This window comes from Rhodanobacter sp. FW021-MT20 (assembly GCF_041107475.1).
Taxonomy (GTDB): domain Bacteria; phylum Pseudomonadota; class Gammaproteobacteria; order Xanthomonadales; family Rhodanobacteraceae; genus Rhodanobacter_A; species Rhodanobacter_A glycinis.
Genome location: NZ_JBGBPX010000001.1, coordinates 535,742 through 557,026, shown reverse-complemented (window position 1 = coordinate 557,026; position 21,285 = coordinate 535,742). Strand labels below are relative to the sequence as shown.

General features: G+C 66.1%; 22 protein-coding genes, 1 tRNA gene and 1 other RNA gene. 13 read left to right on the top strand and 11 right to left on the bottom strand.

What is annotated here, in order from left to right; all coding sequences use genetic code 11:
• The first annotated feature begins 67 nt into the window (after positions 1-67).
• The 6 genes from AB7849_RS02700 to AB7849_RS02675 all read left to right on the top strand — a co-directional run bounded on the left by AB7849_RS02700 (position 68) and on the right by AB7849_RS02675 (position 5,908).
• Complete coding sequence (locus AB7849_RS02700) at positions 68-925, top strand: SGNH/GDSL hydrolase family protein (protein WP_369500524.1); 858 nt, start codon at positions 68-70, stop codon at positions 923-925.
• Between the two features lie 163 nt (positions 926-1,088).
• Positions 1,089-2,432 (top strand): Hsp70 family protein, encoded by a 1,344-nt coding sequence (locus AB7849_RS02695; RefSeq protein ID WP_008216809.1) that lies wholly within the window; start codon positions 1,089-1,091, stop codon positions 2,430-2,432.
• Positions 2,433-2,705: 273 nt separating this feature from the next.
• Entirely contained in the window at positions 2,706-3,305 is a 600-nt protein-coding gene (locus AB7849_RS02690) for an anthranilate synthase component II (protein WP_008216811.1), read from the top strand.
• A complete protein-coding gene (gene trpD, locus AB7849_RS02685) occupies positions 3,302-4,354 on the top strand; it encodes an anthranilate phosphoribosyltransferase (protein WP_008216812.1) in 1,053 nt (350 codons plus the stop codon). The genes AB7849_RS02690 and trpD overlap by 4 nt, the downstream gene beginning before the upstream one ends.
• Positions 4,355-4,406: 52 nt before the next feature.
• On the top strand, positions 4,407-5,201 hold the full coding sequence (gene trpC, locus AB7849_RS02680; RefSeq protein ID WP_008216815.1) for an indole-3-glycerol phosphate synthase TrpC: 795 nt from the start codon (positions 4,407-4,409) through the stop codon (positions 5,199-5,201).
• Between the two features lie 5 nt (positions 5,202-5,206).
• Positions 5,207-5,908: an HAD family hydrolase gene (locus AB7849_RS02675; protein ID WP_008216818.1), complete on the top strand. Its 702-nt coding sequence runs from the start codon at positions 5,207-5,209 to the stop codon at positions 5,906-5,908.
• 128 nt (positions 5,909-6,036) lie between these two features.
• Here AB7849_RS02675 and crp read toward each other — a convergent pair whose 3' ends face one another.
• Complete coding sequence (crp, locus tag AB7849_RS02670; RefSeq protein WP_008216819.1) at positions 6,037-6,732, bottom strand: cAMP-activated global transcriptional regulator CRP; 696 nt, start codon at positions 6,730-6,732, stop codon at positions 6,037-6,039.
• Positions 6,733-7,023: 291 nt separating this feature from the next.
• Here crp and speD point away from each other — a divergent pair, with 291 nt between their 5' ends.
• Complete coding sequence (gene speD, locus AB7849_RS02665; RefSeq protein WP_008216821.1) at positions 7,024-7,809, top strand: adenosylmethionine decarboxylase; 786 nt, start codon at positions 7,024-7,026, stop codon at positions 7,807-7,809.
• Between the two features lie 118 nt (positions 7,810-7,927).
• Here speD and coq7 read toward each other — a convergent pair whose 3' ends face one another.
• Complete coding sequence (gene coq7, locus AB7849_RS02660; RefSeq protein ID WP_037102572.1) at positions 7,928-8,569, bottom strand: 2-polyprenyl-3-methyl-6-methoxy-1,4-benzoquinone monooxygenase; 642 nt, start codon at positions 8,567-8,569, stop codon at positions 7,928-7,930.
• Positions 8,570-8,945: 376 nt separating this feature from the next.
• Here coq7 and rplM point away from each other — a divergent pair, with 376 nt between their 5' ends.
• The 4 genes from rplM to AB7849_RS02640 all read left to right on the top strand — a co-directional run bounded on the left by rplM (position 8,946) and on the right by AB7849_RS02640 (position 12,075).
• Positions 8,946-9,374, top strand: a complete 429-nt coding sequence (rplM, locus tag AB7849_RS02655; RefSeq protein WP_008216823.1) for a 50S ribosomal protein L13 — start codon at positions 8,946-8,948, stop codon at positions 9,372-9,374.
• A 9-nt stretch (positions 9,375-9,383) separates the two neighbouring features.
• A complete protein-coding gene (gene rpsI / locus AB7849_RS02650) occupies positions 9,384-9,776 on the top strand; it encodes a 30S ribosomal protein S9 (protein ID WP_008216826.1) in 393 nt (130 codons plus the stop codon).
• Positions 9,777-9,788: 12 nt separating this feature from the next.
• Positions 9,789-9,863, top strand: a tRNA-Gln gene (locus AB7849_RS02645).
• A gap of 244 nt (positions 9,864-10,107) precedes the next feature.
• Entirely contained in the window at positions 10,108-12,075 is a 1,968-nt protein-coding gene (locus AB7849_RS02640) for a chloride channel protein (protein WP_092701990.1), read from the top strand.
• 104 nt (positions 12,076-12,179) lie between these two features.
• Here the strand turns inward: AB7849_RS02640 and rpiA are convergent, their stop codons facing one another.
• From rpiA to AB7849_RS02610, 6 genes are all read right to left on the bottom strand, one after another.
• Entirely contained in the window at positions 12,180-12,821 is a 642-nt protein-coding gene (gene rpiA / locus AB7849_RS02635; protein WP_008216830.1) for a ribose-5-phosphate isomerase RpiA, read from the bottom strand.
• A gap of 31 nt (positions 12,822-12,852) precedes the next feature.
• Positions 12,853-13,305 (bottom strand): EVE domain-containing protein, encoded by a 453-nt coding sequence (locus tag AB7849_RS02630; RefSeq protein WP_008216832.1) that lies wholly within the window; start codon positions 13,303-13,305, stop codon positions 12,853-12,855.
• Positions 13,302-13,916 carry a 5-formyltetrahydrofolate cyclo-ligase gene (locus tag AB7849_RS02625; RefSeq protein WP_369500523.1) on the bottom strand — a complete coding sequence of 205 codons (615 nt, stop codon included), beginning with the start codon at positions 13,914-13,916 and terminating at the stop codon, positions 13,302-13,304. The genes AB7849_RS02630 and AB7849_RS02625 overlap by 4 nt, the downstream gene beginning before the upstream one ends.
• A gap of 102 nt (positions 13,917-14,018) precedes the next feature.
• Positions 14,019-14,207: non-coding RNA, 6S RNA (gene ssrS / locus AB7849_RS02620), on the bottom strand.
• Positions 14,208-14,213: 6 nt separating this feature from the next.
• The gene (locus AB7849_RS02615) at positions 14,214-14,540 is read right to left on the bottom strand and encodes a cell division protein ZapA (protein ID WP_008213635.1); all 327 of its coding nucleotides are present in this window, start codon (positions 14,538-14,540) and stop codon (positions 14,214-14,216) included.
• Positions 14,533-14,757, bottom strand: a complete 225-nt coding sequence (locus AB7849_RS02610; protein ID WP_008213636.1) for a TIGR02449 family protein — start codon at positions 14,755-14,757, stop codon at positions 14,533-14,535. The genes AB7849_RS02615 and AB7849_RS02610 overlap by 8 nt, the downstream gene beginning before the upstream one ends.
• A 167-nt stretch (positions 14,758-14,924) precedes the next feature.
• Between AB7849_RS02610 and AB7849_RS02605 the strand changes: the two genes are divergently transcribed.
• Complete coding sequence (locus tag AB7849_RS02605; protein ID WP_008213637.1) at positions 14,925-15,491, top strand: UPF0149 family protein; 567 nt, start codon at positions 14,925-14,927, stop codon at positions 15,489-15,491.
• The gene (locus AB7849_RS02600) at positions 15,446-16,798 is read left to right on the top strand and encodes an aminopeptidase P N-terminal domain-containing protein (protein WP_037100995.1); all 1,353 of its coding nucleotides are present in this window, start codon (positions 15,446-15,448) and stop codon (positions 16,796-16,798) included. The genes AB7849_RS02605 and AB7849_RS02600 overlap by 46 nt, the downstream gene beginning before the upstream one ends.
• Before the next feature lie 178 nt (positions 16,799-16,976).
• Here AB7849_RS02600 and pepQ read toward each other — a convergent pair whose 3' ends face one another.
• The 3 genes from pepQ to AB7849_RS02585 form a co-directional block, all read right to left on the bottom strand.
• Positions 16,977-18,293 (bottom strand): Xaa-Pro dipeptidase, encoded by a 1,317-nt coding sequence (gene pepQ / locus AB7849_RS02595; RefSeq protein ID WP_008213640.1) that lies wholly within the window; start codon positions 18,291-18,293, stop codon positions 16,977-16,979.
• Between the two features lie 74 nt (positions 18,294-18,367).
• On the bottom strand, positions 18,368-18,715 hold the full coding sequence (locus AB7849_RS02590) for a PilZ domain-containing protein (RefSeq protein WP_008213641.1): 348 nt from the start codon (positions 18,713-18,715) through the stop codon (positions 18,368-18,370).
• On the bottom strand, positions 18,712-21,219 hold the full coding sequence (locus AB7849_RS02585; RefSeq protein ID WP_037100998.1) for a DUF1631 family protein: 2,508 nt from the start codon (positions 21,217-21,219) through the stop codon (positions 18,712-18,714). The genes AB7849_RS02590 and AB7849_RS02585 overlap by 4 nt, the downstream gene beginning before the upstream one ends.
• Positions 21,220-21,285 lie beyond the last annotated feature (66 nt).

Here is a 21,285-nt window from a genome sequence, read left to right as displayed (position 1 = left end):
GTCTTGTCGGCCACCAGTCTGCAAGCGCGGGGGCTTCGGTTTCCCATCATCTGATCGAGGTGCGTCGATGAAAAAACTTCTGCTGCCATGCCTGTCCGTGTTGCTTGCTGGCATCGCGGCACCCGCGCTGGCCGCCGGGCCGGCACACGGTGCGACCTACGTTGCCATGGGCAGTTCGTTCGCGTCCGGGCCCGGCGTGGCGACGCGGGTGCCGGGAAGCCCGCCAGGTTGCGCGCGCTCGACGGCCGACTACGCGCATGTGCTGGCGCGCAAGCGCGGTTTGCACTTGGTGGACATGACCTGCGCCGGTGCGACGACCGCTGACATCTTGGACAGGTCGCAGGCCGGGCAGCCACCCGAAATCGATGCAGTGGACGCCGATACGCGCCTGGTCACGATCACCATAGGCGGCAACGATCTCGCCTACATCGGCAATCTGTGGGCTGAATCGTGCCTGCGTCGCCCCGACGCAGTGCCCGCTGCCTGGCATCCACAGGACTGCAAGGTGGTGCCCGAGGATCAGGTGCAGGCGGCGTCGCGCCGCTTGCCGATGCAGTTCCATCGCATCATCGCGCAGATCCGTGCGCGTGCGCCCCATGCCGAGATCGTGCTGGTCGATTACACCAACATTCTTCCGTCCCATGGCTCCTGCCCGCAGCGTTTGCCGTTGTCGCCGGAACAGATCGCGGCCGGGCGCCGCGTGGCCGCGCAACTGGCGCGAATCACCGCCGAGGCGGCGAAGGCCGATCACGTGAAGCTGGTCGCGGCTTCGGCCGTGACCATGGCTCATGACGTGTGTGCTGCCGATCCGTGGGTGTCCGGTTTCCGGTTTCCGCCGAACCCCCGCGTGTTCGCGCCGGTTCCCTATCACCCGACGGGCCAGGCCATGGCGGCTATCGCCGCGGCTGTCGATCGCGCGCTGTAGCGCGATCACGTGGGGCATCATCTGGCGGCCGACACGGAGCGGCCGTCGGTTTCGGTTGTCCGTCATCGCCGCGGGCACGCGCCGCCATGCGTCTGCGCGAGTCACCGGGGCCATCCGATGCTGCCATAATGGCCGGCTTGCCCTTGCATCACGGTGGCATCGCATGCGCATCGGAATCGATTTCGGAACCAGTTATTCGGCTGCGGCTGCGTTGGTGGATGGACGGCTGGAGCTGATCCGCTTCGGCGACGCCAGGCAATTCCGCACGGCGGTCTTCTTCCCGGAGCAGATCCCCAATCCCGAGGATTTCCAGCTCACTCCGGTACTGGCCGCGCAGGTGGAGTCGATCGTGCGCGCCTCGCGGCAGCAGCGTGCGCAGGCCACGGAAACGCAACTGCGGCGCGATGCGGTCCGGGTGGTGCGGCGCCAGTGGATGGAAGAGCAGGCGCGCAGCGCATCGACGGTGATCGATCGCTTCCAGCAGGCGCTGTTCGGCGAGGAGGCCGTCGAGGCCTATCTGGATGAAGGCGCCGGTCATCTGATCGAATCGCCGAAGTCGATGCTCGGCTACCGGCTCGATACGCCGGTACGCAAGATCATCGTCAACATCGCCGCGCACATCCTTGAACACATGCGGTTGGCCGCCACGCGCCAGCTCGGTGTGTCGGTGCGTGGCGTGGTGATTGGCCGGCCGGTGGAGTTCCGCAGCTCGATGGGTGCAGCCGGTGGCGAGCAGGCGCTGGAGCTGCTGCGCGAGGCGGCCGGCATGGCCGGTTTCGACGACGTCTCGTTCCTGGAGGAGCCGGCGGCCGCGGCGATGCACTACCACCTGCAGCTGACCGAGCGGCAGCGCACGCTGATTGTCGACATCGGCGGCGGCACCACCGACCTGGCCTGGGCCGAACTGGGTGGTGGCGAGGCGCCGCACATCCATCGCAGCTGGGGCCTGGCCAAGGGCGGCACCGATCTCGATATCGGCCTGAACCTGCACAGCTTCATGCCGCACTTCGGCAAGGGCGAGGCCCCGATACCAGCGCACCATTTCGTGGAAGCGGCCAGCGTGCACATCCTGCCCAAGCAGCGCGAGTTCCGGCAGCAGAATTACCGGCTGGTCGACGAACCGTTCGGCTCGCGCCTGCGCGCACTGCAGGAACTCGGCGCCACCACGCGGCTGAACCGGCTGGCCGAGCGGATCAAGATCGAGCTGGGTGAAGCCGCGCAGAGCCGGGCGTTGCTGGACTTCATCGAAAACGACCTGGCCGTGGACGTGGACCGCGACGACTTCCTGCTCGGCGCCGACGATTTCCTCAAGCGGCTGCAGCAGTTGCTGGCGCAGGCACGCGAGGACATGGGCGAAGCGCCGGGCGGCATCTTCCTGACCGGCGGCAGCTCGCGTTCGCCGCACCTGCAGGCTTGCGTGCAGGCATGTTTCCCGGAGATTCCGCTGGTGTGCGGCGAGGCTTCGCTGGGCGTGGTGTCGGGGCTGGCCGTGGCCGCCGCTGGTTGAGTTCATTGGCAGGTTCCGTTGCCACGGCTCGGCGATGTCATCTTCGAAATCTGCGCAAATACAGATGGATGGCCAAATGGCAGGGCTGAGAGCCACGCCTGAACGCGCCGGATTCAGCTTGGTTCACGGGCGGCAATGCGTGAAAATGGCCTCTGCTGCGACAAAGGTGCATCGCCATATCCCTGCGCCCATGGGAAATGCGGGTATGGTGGCGCCAATGAGCCCGGCCCTTCAGCGGGCCGTGGCACCAAAAATCATGGGATGTATTCCGACATGCTGCTGATGATCGACAATTACGACAGCTTCACCTTCAACCTCGTGCAGTATCTGGGCGAGCTGGGGCAGGAGGTGAAGGTGGTGCGCAATGATGCGCTGGACGTGGCGGGCATCCGTGCGTTGAAGCCGGCGCACATCATGATTTCGCCCGGGCCGGGTACGCCGGACGACGCGGGCGTGTCGCTGGACCTGCTGCGCGAGTTGTCCGGCGAGATTCCGATCTTTGGCGTGTGCCTGGGGCATCAGGCGATCGGGCAGGCGTTCGGCGGCCGGGTGATTCGCGCCAAGCAGATCATGCACGGCAAGATTTCGCCGGTACGCCATCGCGGCGAGGGCGTGTTCGCCGGCTTGCCCGATCCGTTCGAGGCCACGCGTTACCACTCGCTGGTGGTGGAGCAGGCGTCGCTGCCGGAGTGCCTGGAAGTGACGGCGTGGACCGAGAACGCGGATGGCTCCATCGACGAGATCATGGGCCTGCGCCACAAGACGTTGCCGGTCGAAGGCGTGCAATTCCATCCGGAATCGATCCTGACCCAGCGCGGTCACGACCTGCTGGCCAACTTCCTCGGCTTGCCGCGGCGGATGCTGGCGGCATGAGCGGGCGCGAGATCACCATCACCCCGCACGAGGCCTTGCAGCGCACGATCGAACATCGCGAGATCTTCCATGACGAGATGATCTCGCTGATGCGCCAGATCATGAGCGGGCAGGTGAGTCCGCTGATGACGGCGGCGATCATCACCGGCCTGCGCGTGAAGAAGGAAACCATCGGCGAGATCACCGGCGCGGCGCGGGTGATGCGCGAGCTGTCGGCGAAGGTGGATGCGCCGGCCAGCGGGCATTTCCTCGATATCGTGGGCACCGGCGGCGATGGCGCGTCGAGCTTCAACATTTCCACCGCCTCGATGTTCGTCGCGGCGGCGGCCGGGGCGAAGATCGCCAAGCATGGCGGCCGCAGCGTGTCGTCGAAGTCCGGCAGTGCCGACGTGCTGGAGGCGCTGGGCGCTTCGATCGAGCTCAAGCCGGCGCAGGTGGCTGCCTGCCTGGCCGAGACCGGCATCGGCTTCATGTTCGCGCCCAACCATCATCCGGCGATGAAGGTGGTGGCGCCGGTGCGCAAGGAAATGGGCGTGCGCACGCTGTTCAACATCCTCGGGCCGCTGACCAATCCGGCCGGTGCGCCGAACATCCTGATGGGCGTATTCCATCCTGACCTGGTCGGCATCCAGGTGCGCGTACTGCAGCAACTGGGCGCACGCCATGCGCTGGTGGTGTGGGGACGCGACGGCATGGACGAGATTTCGCTGGGTGCGGCCACCCTGGTCGGCGAGCTGCGCGACGGCGAAGTGCGTGAATACGAGGTGGAGCCGGAAGACTTCGGTCTGTCGATGGCCTCCAGTCGCAATCTGCGCGTGGACAACGTGGCGGAGTCGAAGGCGATGCTGTTGCAGGCACTGGATGGCGAGCCCGGCGTGCCGCATGACATCGTGTGCCTGAACGCCGGTGCGGCGCTGTATGCGGCGAACGTGGCCGGCTCCATCGGCGAGGGCATCGAGCGCGCGCGGTCGACGATTGCCAGCGGCGCGGCACGTGCGAAAATGGAAGCCTTCGTGGCTGTCACGCGCCGATTGGCCAATGCCGGGTAAGATGGCGCCATTCCCCCTGTTGTTTCCCTTCCCCGACTGCCGGTGACCACGCATGGCCGACATTCTCAATCGTATTCTCGCGCGCAAGGTGGAGGAGATCGCCGAGCGCAGTGCCCAGTTGCCGCTGGAAGCGCTGGCGGCACGGGTCGAAGGCCTGCCGCCGACGCGTGGCTTCGCCGCCGCGCTGGAGGCGAAGATCGACCAGGGCCTGCCGGCGGTGATCGCCGAGGTCAAGAAAGCCAGTCCGAGCAAGGGCGTGATTCGCCCGGAGTTCGACCCGGCCGCGATTGCGAAGAGCTACGAAGCCGGTGGTGCGGCCTGCCTGTCGGTGCTGACCGACAAGGATTTCTTCCACGGCAGCGAGGAGTTCCTGCGCCAGGCGCGTGACGCGTGTTCGTTGCCGGTGCTGCGCAAGGATTTCGTGATCGATCCGTACCAGGTGTACGAGGCGCGCGCGATCGGTGCGGACTGCATCCTGCTGATCGTCGCCGCGCTGAGTGATGCCGCGCTGCTCGACCTGTCGATGCTGGCCGCCGAGCTGGACCTGGACGTGCTGTGCGAAGTGCACGATGTCGAGGAGCTGGAGCGTGCGTTGGCGCTGCCGGTGCCGCTGGTGGGCGTGAACAACCGCAACCTGCGCACCTTCGAGACGTCGCTGGAAACCTCGCTCGAACTGCAGGAGCTGATGGAATACGACCGCATCATGGTCACCGAGTCCGGCATTCGTACCGCCGAGGACGTGGCCTTGCTGCGCGACGCCGGCATCAACGCGTTCCTGGTCGGCGAAGCGTTCATGCGCGCGGACAACCCGGGTCTCGAACTGCAGCGATTGTTCGCCACGACCTGACACGCATGGAAACAGGGGAATTCCAGGCAACGCCATCCACGGCGGACGGCGACGCGTCCGCGTCGCGCGTGGTGCTGTTCGATTTCGACGGCGTGCTGATCCACGGCGACTCCTTCTATCTGTTCATGCGCGACCGCTACGCACGGGCGTGGTGGCGCAAGGCGTTGGCCCTGCTGGCCTTGCCGTGGCTGCTGTTGTGCCTGCCATTCTCGCGCCGCCGGGCGATGCGCACATTGGTGCATATCGGCCTGTGCGGGGTGGGCGAGCAGCGTTATCGCGAGATCGCCACCCGGTTCGGCGCCGCGCTGGTGCGTCGTCCGCGCCAGTTCTGTCGCGATGGCCTGCAACAGTTGCGGCGTCATCAGGCCGCGGGCGATCGCGTGCTGGTGGTGACCGGCTGCGAGGAAACCCTCGCACGCAGCGTGCTTGCCGAGCTGGGCCTTGACGGTCTCGAAGTCGTCGCCTCGTCGCTGCAACCGGGGTGGTCGGGCATGCGGATGCAGCGCCACAACGTGGGGCGGCGCAAGCCGGAGGCGCTGGCGGCACTCGGCATCCGCGCCGCTACGGTGGCCTACAGCGATTCGAGCCAGGACATCCCGATGTTGAAAATGACGGCCGACCCCGTGCTGGTGAATGCCGTGCCGGCGATCTGCAAGCGGGTCGAGAAAGCACTTGGGCGCAGCGTGCGCCGGGTCGAGTGGTACTGAGCCTGCGTGCTGCGGCCGGGTGATCCATGCCGGCCGGGCTCCGCAGTTTTCGCCGCACGCGGATGGCTGGCCTGCGTGTGACGAAGTGGGCGTGACGCGATGGGCGGTGGTGGTGCCGCCCGCTTTGCTCAGCGGGTGCCGCGCACCACGATGGTCTTGCCGGAGACGTCGATCATGCGCTGCTCCTCCAGCTGCTTGAGCACGCGGCCGACCATTTCGCGCGAACAACCCACGATGCGGCTCACTTCCTGGCGCGAGATGCGGATCTGGGTGCCGTCGGGGTGGGTCATTGCGTCCGGTTCCTGGCACAGGTCCAGCAGGGTGCGCGAGATGCGGTTGGTGACGTCCATGAAGGCCATGCGGCTGACCTGGCGCGAGGTGCGCAACAGGCGGTTGGTGAGCTGCGAGCCGATCGCGAACAAAATCTTCGGGCATTCCTCGCGCAGCGGACCTTCCATCAGCTGGAACAGGCGTTCGTAGCTGATCTCGGCCATTTCGCAGGGGGTGCGGGTGCGCACTACCGATTCGCGCTGGGCCTGCTCCACGAACAAGCCCATCTCGCCGATGAACTGGCCGCGGCTGAGGTAGGCCAGGATCAGTTCGCGGCCCTGTTCGTCCTCGGTGCAGACCGCGAGCGAGCCGTCGATGATGTAGTAAAGCGTGTTGGCGGGGTCGCCGGGGCGGATGATGGCCGTCTTGCCCAGGTAACGCCGGCGGTGGCACAAGGCCAGGAAGCGTTCCATCGAAGCCGGGTCCGGTGCGAAACCGAGCGGCGCCTGGGAACGTTCGAAGGCCTGCTGGAGTTGGTATTTGAGTTGCGCCACGTGCTCTTTCCCCCAAAAAAATGTCTCAAGGGCCGCCGATGAACGGTGGCCGCGACTGTGTTGTGCGGGTCCCTTGCAACCGGCCCATTATGGCAAACGCAGGCAAAACGGCGCAGGTTCAATTTTTCTCCGCTTTCCATCATACTTTGCAGTTCTGCGGTCGGGTGAGAACTCGCGCGGACTATCAAGTGGACACGAAAGATAAGGGTCTTTCGTGCCATGTTTCCAGCGGGGACCCTTGCTGCTAACCCGCCTCGTCTGCTGACCGCACCCCGGTCATGGAGAGTCGCCGTGGTCAAGCCACTTCCCCGTCTGCGCCTGCAGGGTTTCAACAACCTCACCAAGGCGCTCAGCTTCAACATCTACGACATCTGCTATGCGGTGTCCGAAGAACAGCGCCAGCGCTACATCGAGTACATCGATGAACAGTACGACGCCGATCGGCTGACCCAGATCCTCACCGACGTGGCCGAGATCATCGGCGCGAACATCCTGAACGTGGCCCGCCAGGACTACGACCCGCAGGGTGCCTCGGTGACCATGCTGATCTCCGAGGAACCGGTGGTCGAGAAGCTCGGTCGCGATTCGATCGCCGGGGCTGTGGTGGCGCACATGGACAAGAGCCACATCACCGTCCATACCTATCCGGAGACGCACCCGCACAACGGCATCGCCACCTTCCGCGCGGACATCGACGTGGCCACCTGCGGCGTGATCTCGCCGCTGAAGGCATTGAACTACCTGATCGACAGCTTCGAGTCGGACATCGTGGTGTGCGACTACCGCGTGCGCGGCTTCACCCGCGACGTGAAGGGCAAGAAGCACTTCATCGACCACAAGATCAATTCGGTACAGGATTACCTGGCACGCCACATCAAGCAGAAGTACGAGATGTTCGACGTGAACGTGTACCAGGAGAACATGTTCCACACCAAGATGCACATCAAGGACTTCGACCTCGACACCTACCTGTTCGAGGCCCATGCCGACGACCTCTCGTTCAAGGAGCGCCAGCGCATCGAGTCGCTGCTGCGACGCGAGATCGAGGAACTGTTCCACGGCCGCAACCTGATGTGACGAAAAAACCGCCGCGAGGCGCGGTTTTTTCTTTGGGCATGGTACCCGCCGATCTTCTCCCTCTCCCCTTTGGGGGGGGGCGGGTGCTCGTGAAAGCCTTGGCTGAACCAGACCCCCGTCAGACCCGATACGCCACCGTCTTCATCACCATCGAGCTGGCGTGCATCAGTTGCGGGATCGGGAACGGCAGGTCGATGCCGCCGCGGGCCTGGGCGTTCTGGGCGTGGCGCACCTCGTCGGCCTGCATTTGCCGCAGCACCGCGCGCGAGCGCTCGTCCTGCGCGGGCAGGCGGTCCAGGTGCTCGGCCAGATGGGCTTCCACCTGGTGCTCGGTCTCCACCACGAAACCCAGGCTCACCGCGTCGCCGGCCAGTGCGGCCAGCGCGCCGATCGCGTAGCTGCCGGCATACCACAGCGGGTTGAACAGGCTGGGGCGGCTATCCAGCTCCTTCAGTCGCTCGGAGCACCAGGCGAGGTGGTCGGTCTCCTCGTCGGCGGCCTCGCGCAGGTGAACGCGGTTTTCCTCGCGCCGGGCCAGTGCGGCCTGGCCGTCATACAGGGCCTGGGCACAGACTTCGCCGGTATGGTTGATGCGCATCAGGCCGGCGGCGTGGCGGCGTTCGGCGTCATCCAGATCGGCACTGGCGATGGTGGCGCCGGGTGACGGGCGGTTGCCCTGTGGCGTGCCGGCGACCGTTTCCAGGGCGCGTTCGAGGCCGCTCAGCAGGCGGTCCAGTGGGGTCAGGGTACGTGCAGTCATCACGTCGCTCCGGTAGTTCGAATGATTGGCCGGCAGCCGTCGGCGAAGGTCGCTGTGCCGGTGTCCATGCCGATCGGGTACAGGCGGCAGCCCATGATAGGACGACAGCTGCCCATGGGCGGCCAGCGCCATGATGTCGTTGCATGGCATCGGCTGGGACGGGCTGGCCGGCCGGGTGTGCGCTGCCCATGGCCGGTCGGAACGGAAATGTGGGTGGGGGTATTCTCAAGCGACCGGTCGTTCATGCTATCATTGCCAGCTCGCAACCCGCCGAGTTCGGGCTTGCGCGATGAATGAAAGCTCAGCTATCATCTCGCGCCTTTGCTCCACACGATTCCGCTAACCGCCCTAGTGGCGGCAGATCAGGTATTCCGAAATGAAAACGTTCAGCGCCAAGCCGGAAAGCGTCAAGCGCGACTGGTTCGTGGTTGATGCCACGAACAAGACGCTCGGCCGTCTGTCGACCGAGATTGCTCGTCGCCTGCGCGGCAAGCACAAGCCGGAGTTCACCCCGCACGTCGACACCGGCGATTACATCGTCGTGATCAACGCCGACAAGGTGGCCGTCACCGGTGCCAAGCTGGACGACAAGATGTACCACCGCTTCACCGGCTATGTCGGCAACCTGAAGACCATGAGTCTGCGGGACCTGCTGGCTACCCATCCGGAGCGTGTCATCGAGATCGCCGTCAAGGGCATGTTGCCGAAGAACCCGCTGGGCCGCGCGATGTACCGCAAGCTCAAGGTGTACGGCGGCGCCGAACATCCGCATACCGCCCAGCAGCCGCAGGCGCTGGAGATCTAAGGAATCATCATGGCAATCCAGCAGAATTACGGCACTGGCCGCCGCAAGTCCTCCGCCGCCCGCGTGTTCCTGCGCAAGGGCAGTGGTGCGATCGTGGTCAACGGCAAGAGCCTCGAGCAGTTCTTCGGTCGCGAGACCTCGTGCATGATCGTGCGCCAGCCGCTTGAGCTGACCGAGAACATGGACAAGTTCGACATCATGGTCACCGTCAGCGGTGGCGGCATCACCGGCCAGGCCGGCGCGATCCGCCTGGGCATCGCCCGCGCCCTGATCGAGTACGACGAATCGCTGAAGTCGCCGCTGCGCAAGGCCGGTTTCGTGACCCGCGACGCTCGTGAAGTCGAGCGCAAGAAGGTCGGTCTGCACAAGGCACGTCGCGCCACGCAGTTCTCGAAGCGCTAAACTCAGCTTCATAGCCCCGTCGCCAAGCGGTAAGGCACCTGACTCTGACTCAGGCATTCGGAGGTTCGAATCCTTCCGGGGCTGCCAAACCCAAGTCGATAGCGTGATTCCGGTCGCGCCATCGCCCGAAAACCCGCCGCATGGCGGGTTTTCGCGTTTCCGGCATGGCGACACGAAAGAGCGCTCTGCGAGGTTCGGATGATGGACGTGGGGCGATGCGCGCCGATCACCGGAAATCGCAGAATATTACGGCGTTATTTGCGTTTTGGTCCCTTCGGTTTTGCACTGCAACAGCGTAAAATTCCCGTTTTTACCCTCCTGTGATGATTCCATGACGCCAGCAACTGACGAACCCGTCGGGCACGCAGACGTGCGCACTGTCGGCAGCACCGACGCGCTCCCTATCGCCCCGGCCCTGGGCCTGTCCCTGGACGCGGCGAGCATGCCGCGCAAATCGACCCTGGTGACGCGCCGAATTCTGTTGATCAGCGTGCTGGCCGTGATTCTTGGCGTGGCGGCGGCTTACGTGGCACAGCTGCTGATGCTGTTGATCAACCTGATCACCGACCTGTGTTTTTATGGCCGTGTTTCGGATGTGATCGGGCCCACGGCGCACAAGGGTTCCTTCGTGTTGTCGCCAGCCGGCAATCATCTTGGCGTCTGGGTCATCCTGATCCCGGTGATTGGCGGCCTGCTTGCCGGCATCATGGCTCGCTGGGGCTCCCGTGCGATCCAGGGCCACGGCATTCCCGAGGCGATGGAGCAGATCCTTACCAACGAATCCAACATTCCAGCCCGCATCACCTGGCTGAAGCCGCTGTCTTCGGCGTTTGCGATCGGTACCGGCGGCCCGTTCGGCGCGGAAGGCCCGATCATTTCCACCGGCGGCGCCCTGGGTTCGCTGATCGGCCAGTTGCTGCGGGTGACGGCGAACGAGCGCAAGGTGTTGCTGGCGGCGGGTGCCGCGGCAGGCATGGCGGCGGTGTTCGGCGCGCCGGTGGCCTCGCTGGTGCTGGCCGTGGAACTGCTGTTGTTCGAGCTGCGCCCGCGTTCGCTGATTCCGGTGGCGTTGGCCACGGTGACGGCCGTGGGCGTGCGCTATGCCACGTATGGCGCAGCGCCGGTGTTTCCGATGCCGAGCGTGTTGCAACCGGGCGGAATGGCGCTGATCGGCTTCGTGCTGATCGGCGGCCTGGTCGGTTATGCATCGGTGTGGGTGACCAAGGCGGTGTACGGCGTCGAGGACATGTTCGAAAAGCTGCCGATCCACTGGATGTGGTGGCCGGCGCTTGGCGCCTTGGTGGCGGGCGTCGTTGGCTGGATCGAGCCGCACACCCTGGGCGTGGGTTACGACAACATCGACGCGCTGGTGCAGGGGCATTGGGGCCTGACCATGCTGCTCACGTTCGGTGCGCTGAAGTTCATCTCGTGGGTGATTGCGCTGGGCAGCGGCACCTCCGGCGGTACGCTGGCGCCGTTGTTCATGATCGGCGGTTCGATGGGCGCCGCGATCGGCATGGGCATCAACCATTTCATGCCGGCGGCCGACATCGATCCGCGCATCGCGGCACTGGTAGGCATGGCGGCAATCTTTGCGGGCTCTTCGCGTGCATTGCTGACGGCCGTGGTGTTCGCCTTCGAGACCACGCGCCAGCCGGCGTGCCTGCTGCCTCTGCTGGGTGGTTGCACGGCGGCCTACCTGATCTCGGCGTTGATCATGCGCAACACCATCATGACCGAGAAAATCGCCCGTCGCGGTGTGCGCGTGCCCTCCGAATACGCGGCCGATTATCTGGATCAGGTAGCGGTGGGCGAGGTGTGCTCGCGTAACGTGGTGTCGCTGAAGGCCAACCAGACCCTGGCGGAAGTGCGCCCGTGGCTGAACGAGAGCGGGGAAGATACGCGCCACCAGGGTTTCCCGGTGGTGGACGAAGCCGGGCACGTGTGCGGTGTACTTACCCGGCGCACCCTGCTCGATCCGCAGTGGCATTACACCCACACATTGGCCGAGCTGGTGACGCGCAAGCCGATTGCGGTGAATGAAGCCCATTCCCTGCGCGAGGCAGCCGATCACATGGTGGCCGAAAAGGTGGGCCGGCTGATCGTGGTGAGCAAGGATGATCCGCACAAGCTGGTGGGCATTCTCACCCGTGGCGACATCCTGGCCTCGCACGCGCAACGCCTGCGCGAGGCACGCGAATCGTCACGGCATCTGAAATTGCGCCAAGGCTTCAAGCCGCAACCGCGCAGCGGCAACACGATGGATGGCCACGGCCACGGGCGTGGTTCAGGCCGCTAAGCCGCTAGCGAGGAAGCAGGCCACAAAAAAACCGCCGGACAGGCGGTTTTTTTGTGGTGTCGGGATGGCGCACATGGAGCCAATGACGGGCGTCCGTCAAAAGCTCACATTTCCTGGCTGCCCATCAGCACCACGTCGGCCGGGCGCCGTGCGAACAGACCCACGGTGACGATGCCGGGCAGCTGGTTCAGCTGCTTTTCCAGCGCCACCGGATCGGTGATGCGCCAGCCGTGCACGTCGATGATCCAGTTGCCGTTGTCGGTGACCACGCCGTCGCGCCACACCGGCTGGCCGCCCAGCTTGACGATTTCGCGGCCGACCAGGCTGCGCGCCATCGGGATCACCTCGATCGGCAGCGGGAACGTGCCCAGCACGTCCACGCGCTTGCTCGAATCGATGATGCAGATGAATTTCTGCGACGCTTCGGCGACGATCTTCTCGCGGGTCAGCGCAGCGCCGCCGCCCTTGATCAGGCGCTTGTGCGGGTCGCATTCGTCGGCGCCATCGATGTAGATCGACAGCGGGCCGGCGGTGTTGAGGTCGAGCACCGGGATGCCGTGCTTCTTCAGTTGCGCGGACGACTGTTCGGAGCTGGACACCGCACCCTGGATGCGGTCCTTCAGGTCTGCCAGTGCATCGATGAAGAAGGCGACGGTGGAGCCGGTGCCGACGCCCACGATGGCGCCGTCCTCCACGTAGCGGATGGCGGCTTCGCCGGCCTGGCGTTTCTCGTTGGCATTGCTCATCGGGTGATTCCGGCAGTCATGAAAAGGGAGCTCATTCCAGCGCCAGGATGGTGCGCCAGTCTTCGGCATCGACCGGCATCACCGACAGGCGGTTGCCCTTGCGCACCAGCGCCATCCCGGACAAGGCCGGCAGTGCCTGCATTTCCTTCAGCGTGATGGTGCGCTTGAGCTTGCGCACGAAGGCCACGTCCACCAGCACCCAGCGCGGATTGTCGCGCGAGCTGGCGGCATCGAAGTGCCCGTTCTTCGGATCGAATTGGGTGGGGTCGGGGTAGGCGTCGGTGGCGATCCTGGCGATGCCGACGATGCCCGGTTCGGCGCAGTTGGAATGGTAGAAAAAAACCTGATCACCCACGCGCATGCCGTCGCGCATGAAATTGCGCGCCTGGTAGTTGCGCACGCCGTCCCATGGTTCCCGTTTCTTGCGCTTCAGGTCGTCGATGGAGAAGGCGTCCGGCTCGGACTTCATCAGCCAGTGATTCATGCAGGCGTTCCGTGGTCGGTGGCGTGGCAGTCGATCAGTTCGCGATCCGTGGCCACGTAATCCAGCGGGATGTCCCAGGATTCGGCGTCGATCGCGTCCATTTCCTGGAAAGCATAGGCGATGCCGACCAGTAGCGGCTCGGTGGGGCGTGTCTGGTCGCCGAGGAAGGCGAAGCTGCGGTCGTAATAGCCGCCACCGTAGCCGAGCCGATGGCCACGGCGATCGAACGCCAGCAGCGGCACCAGCACCAGGTCGAGCTGGAACGCGGCGAACCATTCGTGCGGCGTCACCGGTTCGGGAATGCCGTAGCGGTTCGGTTCCACCGGGTCGCCGGCACGCCACGGCGCGAAACGCAGTTCGCGTTCGCGCCCGATCATCGGCAGCAGGAATTGCTGGCCGCGTTCAGCCAGTGGAGGAATGGCGAGGTTCAGCGGCAGCTCGCCGTCAGTGGCCCAGTAGCCGGCCACGCGGGCGTCGGTGTGGAACTCGGGCAGCTGCTCCAGGCTGCGCCGCAGGCCCTGAGCGGCCGCCATGCGCTGCGGGGGCGTCAGTGCGCGCCGGCGCGCGGCCAGCTGCTGGCGGATTTCGCGGCGTTCGGCGGGGGCGTCCACGGTGGCGCGGCTCCTGGAAGAAAGCGCGTCCGGCGGACGTCGCGGCAGGCGGCCCGTGACCGGTGATCGCCTTGCAAGCGGCCACCGGACGGAGAAAGAGGTGGCGTCGACCGCGATGCCGCTGCCCACCAAACGACCTTGATCCACGATGGATCAGGTGGGAGGGCGTTCAGGGTCTCGAGGCTTTCCGCACGTGGCGGACATGCACAACAACCGATGAAGCGCCGACCCGGGGCCGTATTTAGGAACAAGGCAAATGTAAGAGTGTGCTGGCGCACACCGCAGAGACGCCGGGGCCTATTTTAGTAGCGGCTCGGCTTGCGCGTCGAGTGCCGCTTCCAGCTTGCGGCGCAATGCGACGATGGCGTCAGTCACGTTGTGGTCATTCCCGTCGTGCTGCTTGCGCAGGGCCAGGTATTCGTGGGTGACGCTGATCGCGGCCAGCACGGCCAACCGGTCGAAGCCGGGCGCTTTGGCGTTGGCGCGTAGTTCGCGCATCTTGCGGTCGAGATAGCTGGCCGCATCCAGCAGGCCCTCGCGCTCATCCGGCGCGCAGGCGATCAGGAATTCGCGGTCGATCAGGCGCAGCGCGACCGGTTCGCTGGTATTTGTCGTCTCAGCCATTGCTTTCGAGCGCCTTCAGTCGCTGGATCATCGCCTCGACGCGGCCGCGCGCCTGCTCGTTGCGCGCCATCAGCCCGGCGCGCTCGTTGGCCAGTTGTTCCTGGCTGTGGCGCAGGCTGCGGTTTTCCTCGTGGAGTCGTCGCACGATGTCCAGCATGCGATCGAGCTGCTGGCTCAGTGCGGCGACCTCGTGCTGAATGGAATCGGGCGTGCTCATGCGTCGAACTATATCAGCACGCGCTGCGAAATCTGCGGGGCATATCGCGTTTGCCCGGCCAGCGCGTGGTGCGTGCGCCCGCACCCGGCAGCGGGCCGGGAAAAGTCCGTCGACCGCCGCGGGTGCGCTGTTAGACTGGCGCCCTGTATGCCTTTGGGAGTGCCGCGATGACCGTCGATGAACCGATCGGCCATGACGAACTGGACGGCGTGTGTGCACGCCTGCGTCTGGCCATTGCGGCCAGCGAATTGCATGGCTCGCTGTGCGGCTTTCTTGCCGGCGGCGGCCACCTGGATGGCACGTCGCTGCTGACTGCCCTGCATCTGGACGGCGAGGAAACCACGCCTTCGACGGCCGACCAATCCGTACTCGAACGGGTGGCACGGCAAAGCGCGAATGAACTGGCCGACCCCGAGCTGGGGTTCGAGCCGCTGCTGCCGCCGGACGACCGCCCCTTGCCTGAACGTGCCGATGCGCTGGGCGACTGGTGTCGCGGTTTCCTCGGCGGCTTCGGGCTGGCCGGTGCCGGCACGCACGCGAAACTGTCGGAGGAGGCGCAGGAAATCCTGCGCGACCTCGGCACGCTGGCCGGCGCCGCGTTCGATTTCGGTGACGAAGGCGAGGACGAGGATTCGCTGATCGAATTGCACGAATTCGTGCGCATGGCCGCGATGCTGCTGCACGCCGAATGCGCGGGTGGCCGCAATCGCCCCACTGGCGACACCGTGCATTGAGCATCGCCTCGGCCGAGTTCGCGCGTCGCCGGCGCCAGTTGATGAAGATGGCTGGCGACGACGCGGCCTTGCTGATCGCCGCCGCGCCCGAACGCATGCGCAACGCCGATGCGGCCTGGCCGTACCGGCAGGATTCGGATTTCCACTACCTGGCCGGTTTCCCGGAGACCGACGCGGTGCTGGCGCTGCTGCCCGGGCGCAAGCACGGCGAGGTGGTGCTGTTCTGCCGCGAACGTGACGCCGAGCGCGAGCGCTGGCACGGCGAGATCACCGGTACCGAGCGCGCCGTCGCCGATTTCGGCATGGACGACGCGTTCCCGATCGACGATATCGACGACATCCTGCCGGGCATGATCGAGGGCAGGGCGCGCGTGTATTGCCACTTCGGTCGCGAGCCCGCGTTCGACGCCCAACTGATGGGCTGGATGCGGCGCCTGCGCCAATTGCGCGGTGGTGGCGTGGCGCCCAAGGAATTCGTGGCGCTGGGCCATCTGCTGCACGACCTGCGCCTGTACAAATCGCGCGACGAATTGCGCCTGATGCGCACGGCCGCTGCCGTGGCCGCCGAGGCGCACCTGGCCGCGATGCGCACCGCGTTGCCCGGCCGTTACGAATACGAAGTGGAAGCGGAGATTTTGCACACGATTCGCCGTCACGGCGCGGTGCCTTCGTTCCCGCCCATCGTGGCCGGAGGCGCGCGTGCCTGCACCATGCATTACACCGCCAATCGCGCGCCGCTGGCCGATGGCGAGCTGTTGCTGATCGACGCCGGCGCCGAGGTGGATTGCTACGCCTCCGATATCAGCCGCACGTTCCCCGTGGGTGGTCGCTACAGCCGTGAGCAGCGCGCGCTGTACGAGGTGGTGCTCACCGCCCAGCTTGCCGCGATCGACGAGGTTCGGCCGGGCAATCCGTTCGATGCCGCGCATCACGTCGCGATACGCGTGATTGCCGAAGGGCTGTGCGCGCTGGGGCTGCTCGACGGCGATGCCGACAGCGCGATTGCCGAAGGAAGCTACAAGCGTTTCTTCCCCAGCAAGACCGGCCACTGGCTGGGCCTGGACGTGCACGACGTGGGCGACTACCGCATCGACGGCGAGCCGCGCCTGCTGGAACCGGGCATGGTGGTGACGGTGGAGCCGGGCATCTATGTGCCGCCGGACGAGACGGGAGTACCCGAGCGCTGGCGCGGCATCGGCATCCGCATCGAGGACGACGTGGCGGTGACGCGCGACGGCCACGAGGTGCTGTCCGCCGGCGTACCAAAGGATCCTGGCGAAATCGAGGCGCTGCTGGCCGGGCGTTGAGGCGCGGCGGCCTGTCCTTTCGAGCCCCTTCTCCTTGCCGCCTTGGGTGTCCGTTTCAGCTGAGACGGTGCCGGCCGGTGGGTGGGTCCGGGAACGGATGGAGCGAGTGCGTCGAACACCGGCGCAGGCCCGGATCCTCTCCCTTCGAGGGGAGAGGATTTTTCACCAGCGTACGGAGTTACACCTGCGCAAACGCGTCCCGCGTGAGATTTTCCGGCTCGCCGTCGGTGCACACCACTTCGTCTTCGATGCGGATGCCGCCGTATTGGCGGAAGTGGTCGACCTTGGTCCAGTCGATATCGGCGGCGACGGGTTTGTCTTTCAGTTCGGCCAGCAGCATGTCGATGAAGTACAGGCCCGGCTCGATGGTCACGACCATGCCCGGCTCCAGGGTGCGGGTCAGGCGCAGGTACGGGTGGCCGTCGGGTTGCGCGACGGTGCCGCCGCGCTCGCTTTGCTGGAAGCCGGCGACGTCGTGGGTCTGCACGCCGATCGAGTGGCCAAGGCCATGTGGGAAGAATGCGGTGGTGACACCGGATTCCACGGCGCTTTCCGCGCTCATGCGGATAAAACCGTGTTCGCGCAGGATGCCGGCCAATACGTGGTGGGCATGGATGTGCAGTTCAGGGTAGCTCTGGCCGGCGCGCACTTTCGCCGCATAGGTCTGCTGGGCGGCGTCCATGCTGTCGATCAGCGCCTGGAATTCGCCTGCATCCGGCATCGCGTAGGTGCGGGTGATGTCGCAACCGTAGCCGGCGGCACTGGCGCCGGCGTCGATCAGGAACGAGCGATGCCGGGCGGGCGGCGTGCGGTTGAAATGCATGTAATGCAGCACGGCGCCGTGTTCGTTCAATGCCACGATGCTGGCATAGGGCAGTTCGGCATCGATCTGCCGCGCGGCGGCGAGGTAGGCCATGTGGATGCCGAACTCGCTTTCGCCGGCGCGAAAAGCCGCCGCGGCGGCGTGGTGCGCGCGGGTGCCGATGCGGTTGGCCTCGCGCATCAGTTCCAGTTCGTAGGGCGTCTTGTAGCTGCGGTGCCAGTGCAGATAGTCGACCACGGCCTGCGGATTGTTCGCCTCCACGTCGCGGGTGGCGGGGCAGGTGGGTGCGATCACCGCGCGCTTGCCGGTGGGCAACTGCGTCACGGCTTCCGTCGCATCGCGCACGATCACGATATCGAAATGCTCCACCCAGTAGCCTTGCGGCGCCTCGGGTACCACGTGCCAGTAGTCGCGCGGCTGCACGAACACCAGCTTCGGTTTCGCGCCGGGCGTGTAGACGATCCAGCTGCCCGGTGCGTCGGTCAGCGGCAGCCAGTGCTTGAAGTGCGGATTGACCGTGAACGGGTAGTCCTGGTCGTCAAGGAACTTGCGCAGCGGCAGCCCGGCGGCGATGACCAGATGGTCGAAGCCGCCCAGCGCCATTGCCTTGTCGGCGCGTTCGCAAAGGGTGGCCAGATGCTGGGAATAAAGCGGGGCGAGGTGGGCGTTCATGCGGACTCCTGACAGCAGCAGCCTGTCAGTGTAACGCGCCGGGCACAGGCGGCCGGCGACGTCGCTCGCTGGCGTCAGTGCTGCTGCAACCAGTGTTCCAGTCGCGTGGCATCGTTGCTCGTGATGGCGATGATGCGGTAGCCCGCCCAGACCTGCCCCGGGCTGGCCGCGGGTTCGTGCCACTGCGCCTGGATGCCGACCTCGATCGTGCTGGCACGCGCATCCGGGCCGGGCAGCGGCAGGCGCACCTGGTAGACCGCGTCGCGACGTGGTGCGTGCGTGCCGATCAGCAGCAGGCCGGTGGCCGAGAGATTGCCGAGATGTCCCATGGGCTGGTCGCGGATCACGTCCATGACCGGTGCGCGGGAGCCGACCGGCTTGCGCGCCGCGCGGCGTTGTTCATTGCCGGGTGCAGTCGTCACGGGCGGGCTCCGGAGCGCGTGGGTCGCAGCAGGTTGCTGGTGAGCGAGTGCCAGGCGCGATCGAGCAGGCCGTCGCGTTGCGCGGGCATCTCGCGTACGCGACCGCTGGCCATGGCGCGGGCCAGCTCGCGCAGATTCATTTCCTCGCCGCGTTGACCGCGCCGGGTGACGAACAGGCTGTTGCCCGAGATCGGCGAGAACCAGGCCAGCTTCAGCGCGGTGGGCGCACCGCCGGCCGGGTCGGCGAACTCGAACCAGCTGCCGAACGGCAGTTGGCGCAGGCGGTTGTGGATGCGTGCCTCCTGCGGACCCAGCGGTGGCTGCTCGGCCGTATCGTTGCCGCGACGACCTTCCTGGCTGCGCTGTTCGCCCAGCCGCTGGCGCTGCTTGAGGCGCAAGGCCAGATCGGTGGCGCTGGGCAGGTTGTCGGTGGTGGCGGCGAGCGTTGGATGCGGGATGGCGGAGGCCATGGGTGCCTGCGCCTGTACGACCGGCAGGGGTGCAGTGGCCTCGGGTGCCGGCGCAGGTGTGGGCATGGCGGCGGGCACGGTAGCCGTCTCGGATGACGTGATCGCTGGCGCTTTTTTCGAGGCCGCTTTGGTCACCGATGTTTTCCGGGCGACGGTCGGTGCTGGCGGAGCGTTGCTTGGTATCGGTGCGGTGGCATCGACCTGCGGGGCCGCCGCGGTGGGCGCCGGAACGGGGGTGCCGATCAGGCGTTGCGCCACCTGTTCGGCCTCCTCGGCGTGCATGCCGATCTGTTGCAAGCCGGCTTCCACTTCCTGTCGCAGCAGCGCCGGGTCGTCCACCGGCAACTGGCCCAGCAACTGATCGGTAATGCGCAGGCGCCATGCAAAGGTTTCGCTGTCCTCGCCGTGGCGCAGCAGGGTCAATGCGAGCACGTCGGACCACGCACGTTCCAGCAGGGCACGCAGCAGACCGCGCGGCTGGGTCTTGGCGAAGCGTTCGCTCATCAGCTCGCTGGCGCGATGACGCGCCTGATCGAGTTTTTCGCGGCCTTGCATGGCCTCGATATGACGGCGCTCGGTGGTCTGTGCCTTGCGGTTGAGCTGGGCCAGATGATGCTCGATATCGGCCAGCAGGGTGGTGTACAAACCCGCGCTGGGTGGTTCGCGGCGGGCGCGTTCGACCAGTTGTTCCAGCCGGGCCAGCAACGGGCCGTCGGTTTCGCCATCGGGGCCGTCGAGCCAGTCATTGGCCGCCTCGGCGACGGTGCCGAGCAGGCGTCGGCCGGGGTGTTCGCGCTGGTCGAAAAAGTCATGGTCGGTGACAGCCAGGCGCAGCATCGGCAGTTGCAGGTCGCCGAGCAGCGCACGTGCGTGCGGCCCCTGGTGCAGTTGCTGGCCGAGCTGTTCGAACAGCATCGCCACCAGTTCCACGGTGTCGTCCTGTTCGGCGCTCAGTTGCGTGGGTTCGGCGCCGAGCGGCTTGCCGGTATTGAGCTGCAGTACCAATTCCTCGCGCAGGCGCTGTGCGCTGCGCAGTTCGCGGCTGGCCTTGTCGGTGACCTGGACCAGGTGCTGCTGCAAGGCGTCGAGCGCGACTTGCAATTCGTCGGCGGTAGCGGCGCGGCCCTGTGCCGCGGCGCTGCTGTTGTGGGTGCGTCCGCGGGCGAGCAGGTCGCGCAAGGTTTCGAGGACCGCGATGGGTTCGTTGCTGGTGGCGCTGGTCGCGGCCGTAGCGGATGTCGCGACGGGGGCTTCGCTGGCATGCACCGGTTCGTCCGTCGTTGCGGGAGCGGCGCGGCCGCTGCCGGCGTGTGCCGGGCCCGAACGTGCAACGGAGAAGGTTCGCAGTTGCGGCAGGATGCCGTCGTCGAGCAGGTGCGCGTTGAGGCTTTCGTAGAGTTTCCCGAGAGTGCCGGTCACCGTCTGCTCGAAGACCTGCAGCAACAGCAGGCGATGCTCGATCGGTAGCTGCATCGGCTCGCTGGCCGTGCGCAAGGCGCGGGCCAGATTGGTCGGGCTGGGCGGCAGCGCGTCGCCTTCCAATGGCGGCATGGCCACCAGTACGGCGAAGCGGTAGCCGAGTTCGGACAGCAGCAGGCTGTTATGCCCCTCGCCGCGTGCGGCCAGCTTGTCCAGTGCGGTATTGAGCTCGTGTTCGTTGCGGTCAAGCAGTGACAGTGGCTGCAGCGGACCATCGTCGGCCGGCGGGGTGTCGGACTCGTCGAGGCGGGCGAAGCTGTCGCTCAGGTCTTCGATGAAGCGTTGCGCGAACGCGACACGTTGCTGGTCGAGTAGTGCGCGACTGTCGAAGCAGCGTTGCTGCTCCAGATGGTTGCGCGAGCGTTCGGCCTGCTGGTACAGGCTCTGGTCGAAAGCATCCAGGCAGCGTTTCAGCGGGGCACCGAGCCAGTCGGCAGACAGTGCGCAGGATTCCTCGATCAGCCGGCGTGCGCGCGGCGACCATGACTGGCGCGCAGGGCGCTGGCCGAAGCTGGCCATCCCCGCGTGGCGTCGAAGCTGAGGTTCGACATCCATGACCCAATCCCCTGATTTTCCCGAGCGGATAGTGTATGACGGCCGAAGCCGGCGTGCCTATCAGGC

Coding starts and splice junctions, on each gene's coding strand:
- AB7849_RS02690 (WP_008216811.1), top strand. CDS start 2,706: ATGCTGCTGATGATCGACAATTACGACAGCTTCACCTTCAACCTCGTG.
- pepQ (WP_008213640.1), bottom strand. CDS start 18,293: ATGAACGCCCACCTCGCCCCGCTTTATTCCCAGCATCTGGCCACCCTT.
- rplM (WP_008216823.1), top strand. CDS start 8,946: ATGAAAACGTTCAGCGCCAAGCCGGAAAGCGTCAAGCGCGACTGGTTC.
- rpiA (WP_008216830.1), bottom strand. CDS start 12,821: ATGAGCAATGCCAACGAGAAACGCCAGGCCGGCGAAGCCGCCATCCGC.
- AB7849_RS02585 (WP_037100998.1), bottom strand. CDS start 21,219: ATGGATGTCGAACCTCAGCTTCGACGCCACGCGGGGATGGCCAGCTTC.
- rpsI (WP_008216826.1), top strand. CDS start 9,384: ATGGCAATCCAGCAGAATTACGGCACTGGCCGCCGCAAGTCCTCCGCC.
- AB7849_RS02610 (WP_008213636.1), bottom strand. CDS start 14,757: ATGAGCACGCCCGATTCCATTCAGCACGAGGTCGCCGCACTGAGCCAG.
- coq7 (WP_037102572.1), bottom strand. CDS start 8,569: ATGACTGCACGTACCCTGACCCCACTGGACCGCCTGCTGAGCGGCCTC.
- AB7849_RS02640 (WP_092701990.1), top strand. CDS start 10,108: ATGACGCCAGCAACTGACGAACCCGTCGGGCACGCAGACGTGCGCACT.
- AB7849_RS02605 (WP_008213637.1), top strand. CDS start 14,925: ATGACCGTCGATGAACCGATCGGCCATGACGAACTGGACGGCGTGTGT.
- AB7849_RS02600 (WP_037100995.1), top strand. CDS start 15,446: ATGCGCGGGTGGCCGCAATCGCCCCACTGGCGACACCGTGCATTGAGC.
- AB7849_RS02615 (WP_008213635.1), bottom strand. CDS start 14,540: ATGGCTGAGACGACAAATACCAGCGAACCGGTCGCGCTGCGCCTGATC.
- AB7849_RS02700 (WP_369500524.1), top strand. CDS start 68: ATGAAAAAACTTCTGCTGCCATGCCTGTCCGTGTTGCTTGCTGGCATC.
- trpD (WP_008216812.1), top strand. CDS start 3,302: ATGAGCGGGCGCGAGATCACCATCACCCCGCACGAGGCCTTGCAGCGC.
- trpC (WP_008216815.1), top strand. CDS start 4,407: ATGGCCGACATTCTCAATCGTATTCTCGCGCGCAAGGTGGAGGAGATC.
- AB7849_RS02675 (WP_008216818.1), top strand. CDS start 5,207: ATGGAAACAGGGGAATTCCAGGCAACGCCATCCACGGCGGACGGCGAC.
- AB7849_RS02630 (WP_008216832.1), bottom strand. CDS start 13,305: ATGAATCACTGGCTGATGAAGTCCGAGCCGGACGCCTTCTCCATCGAC.
- AB7849_RS02695 (WP_008216809.1), top strand. CDS start 1,089: ATGCGCATCGGAATCGATTTCGGAACCAGTTATTCGGCTGCGGCTGCG.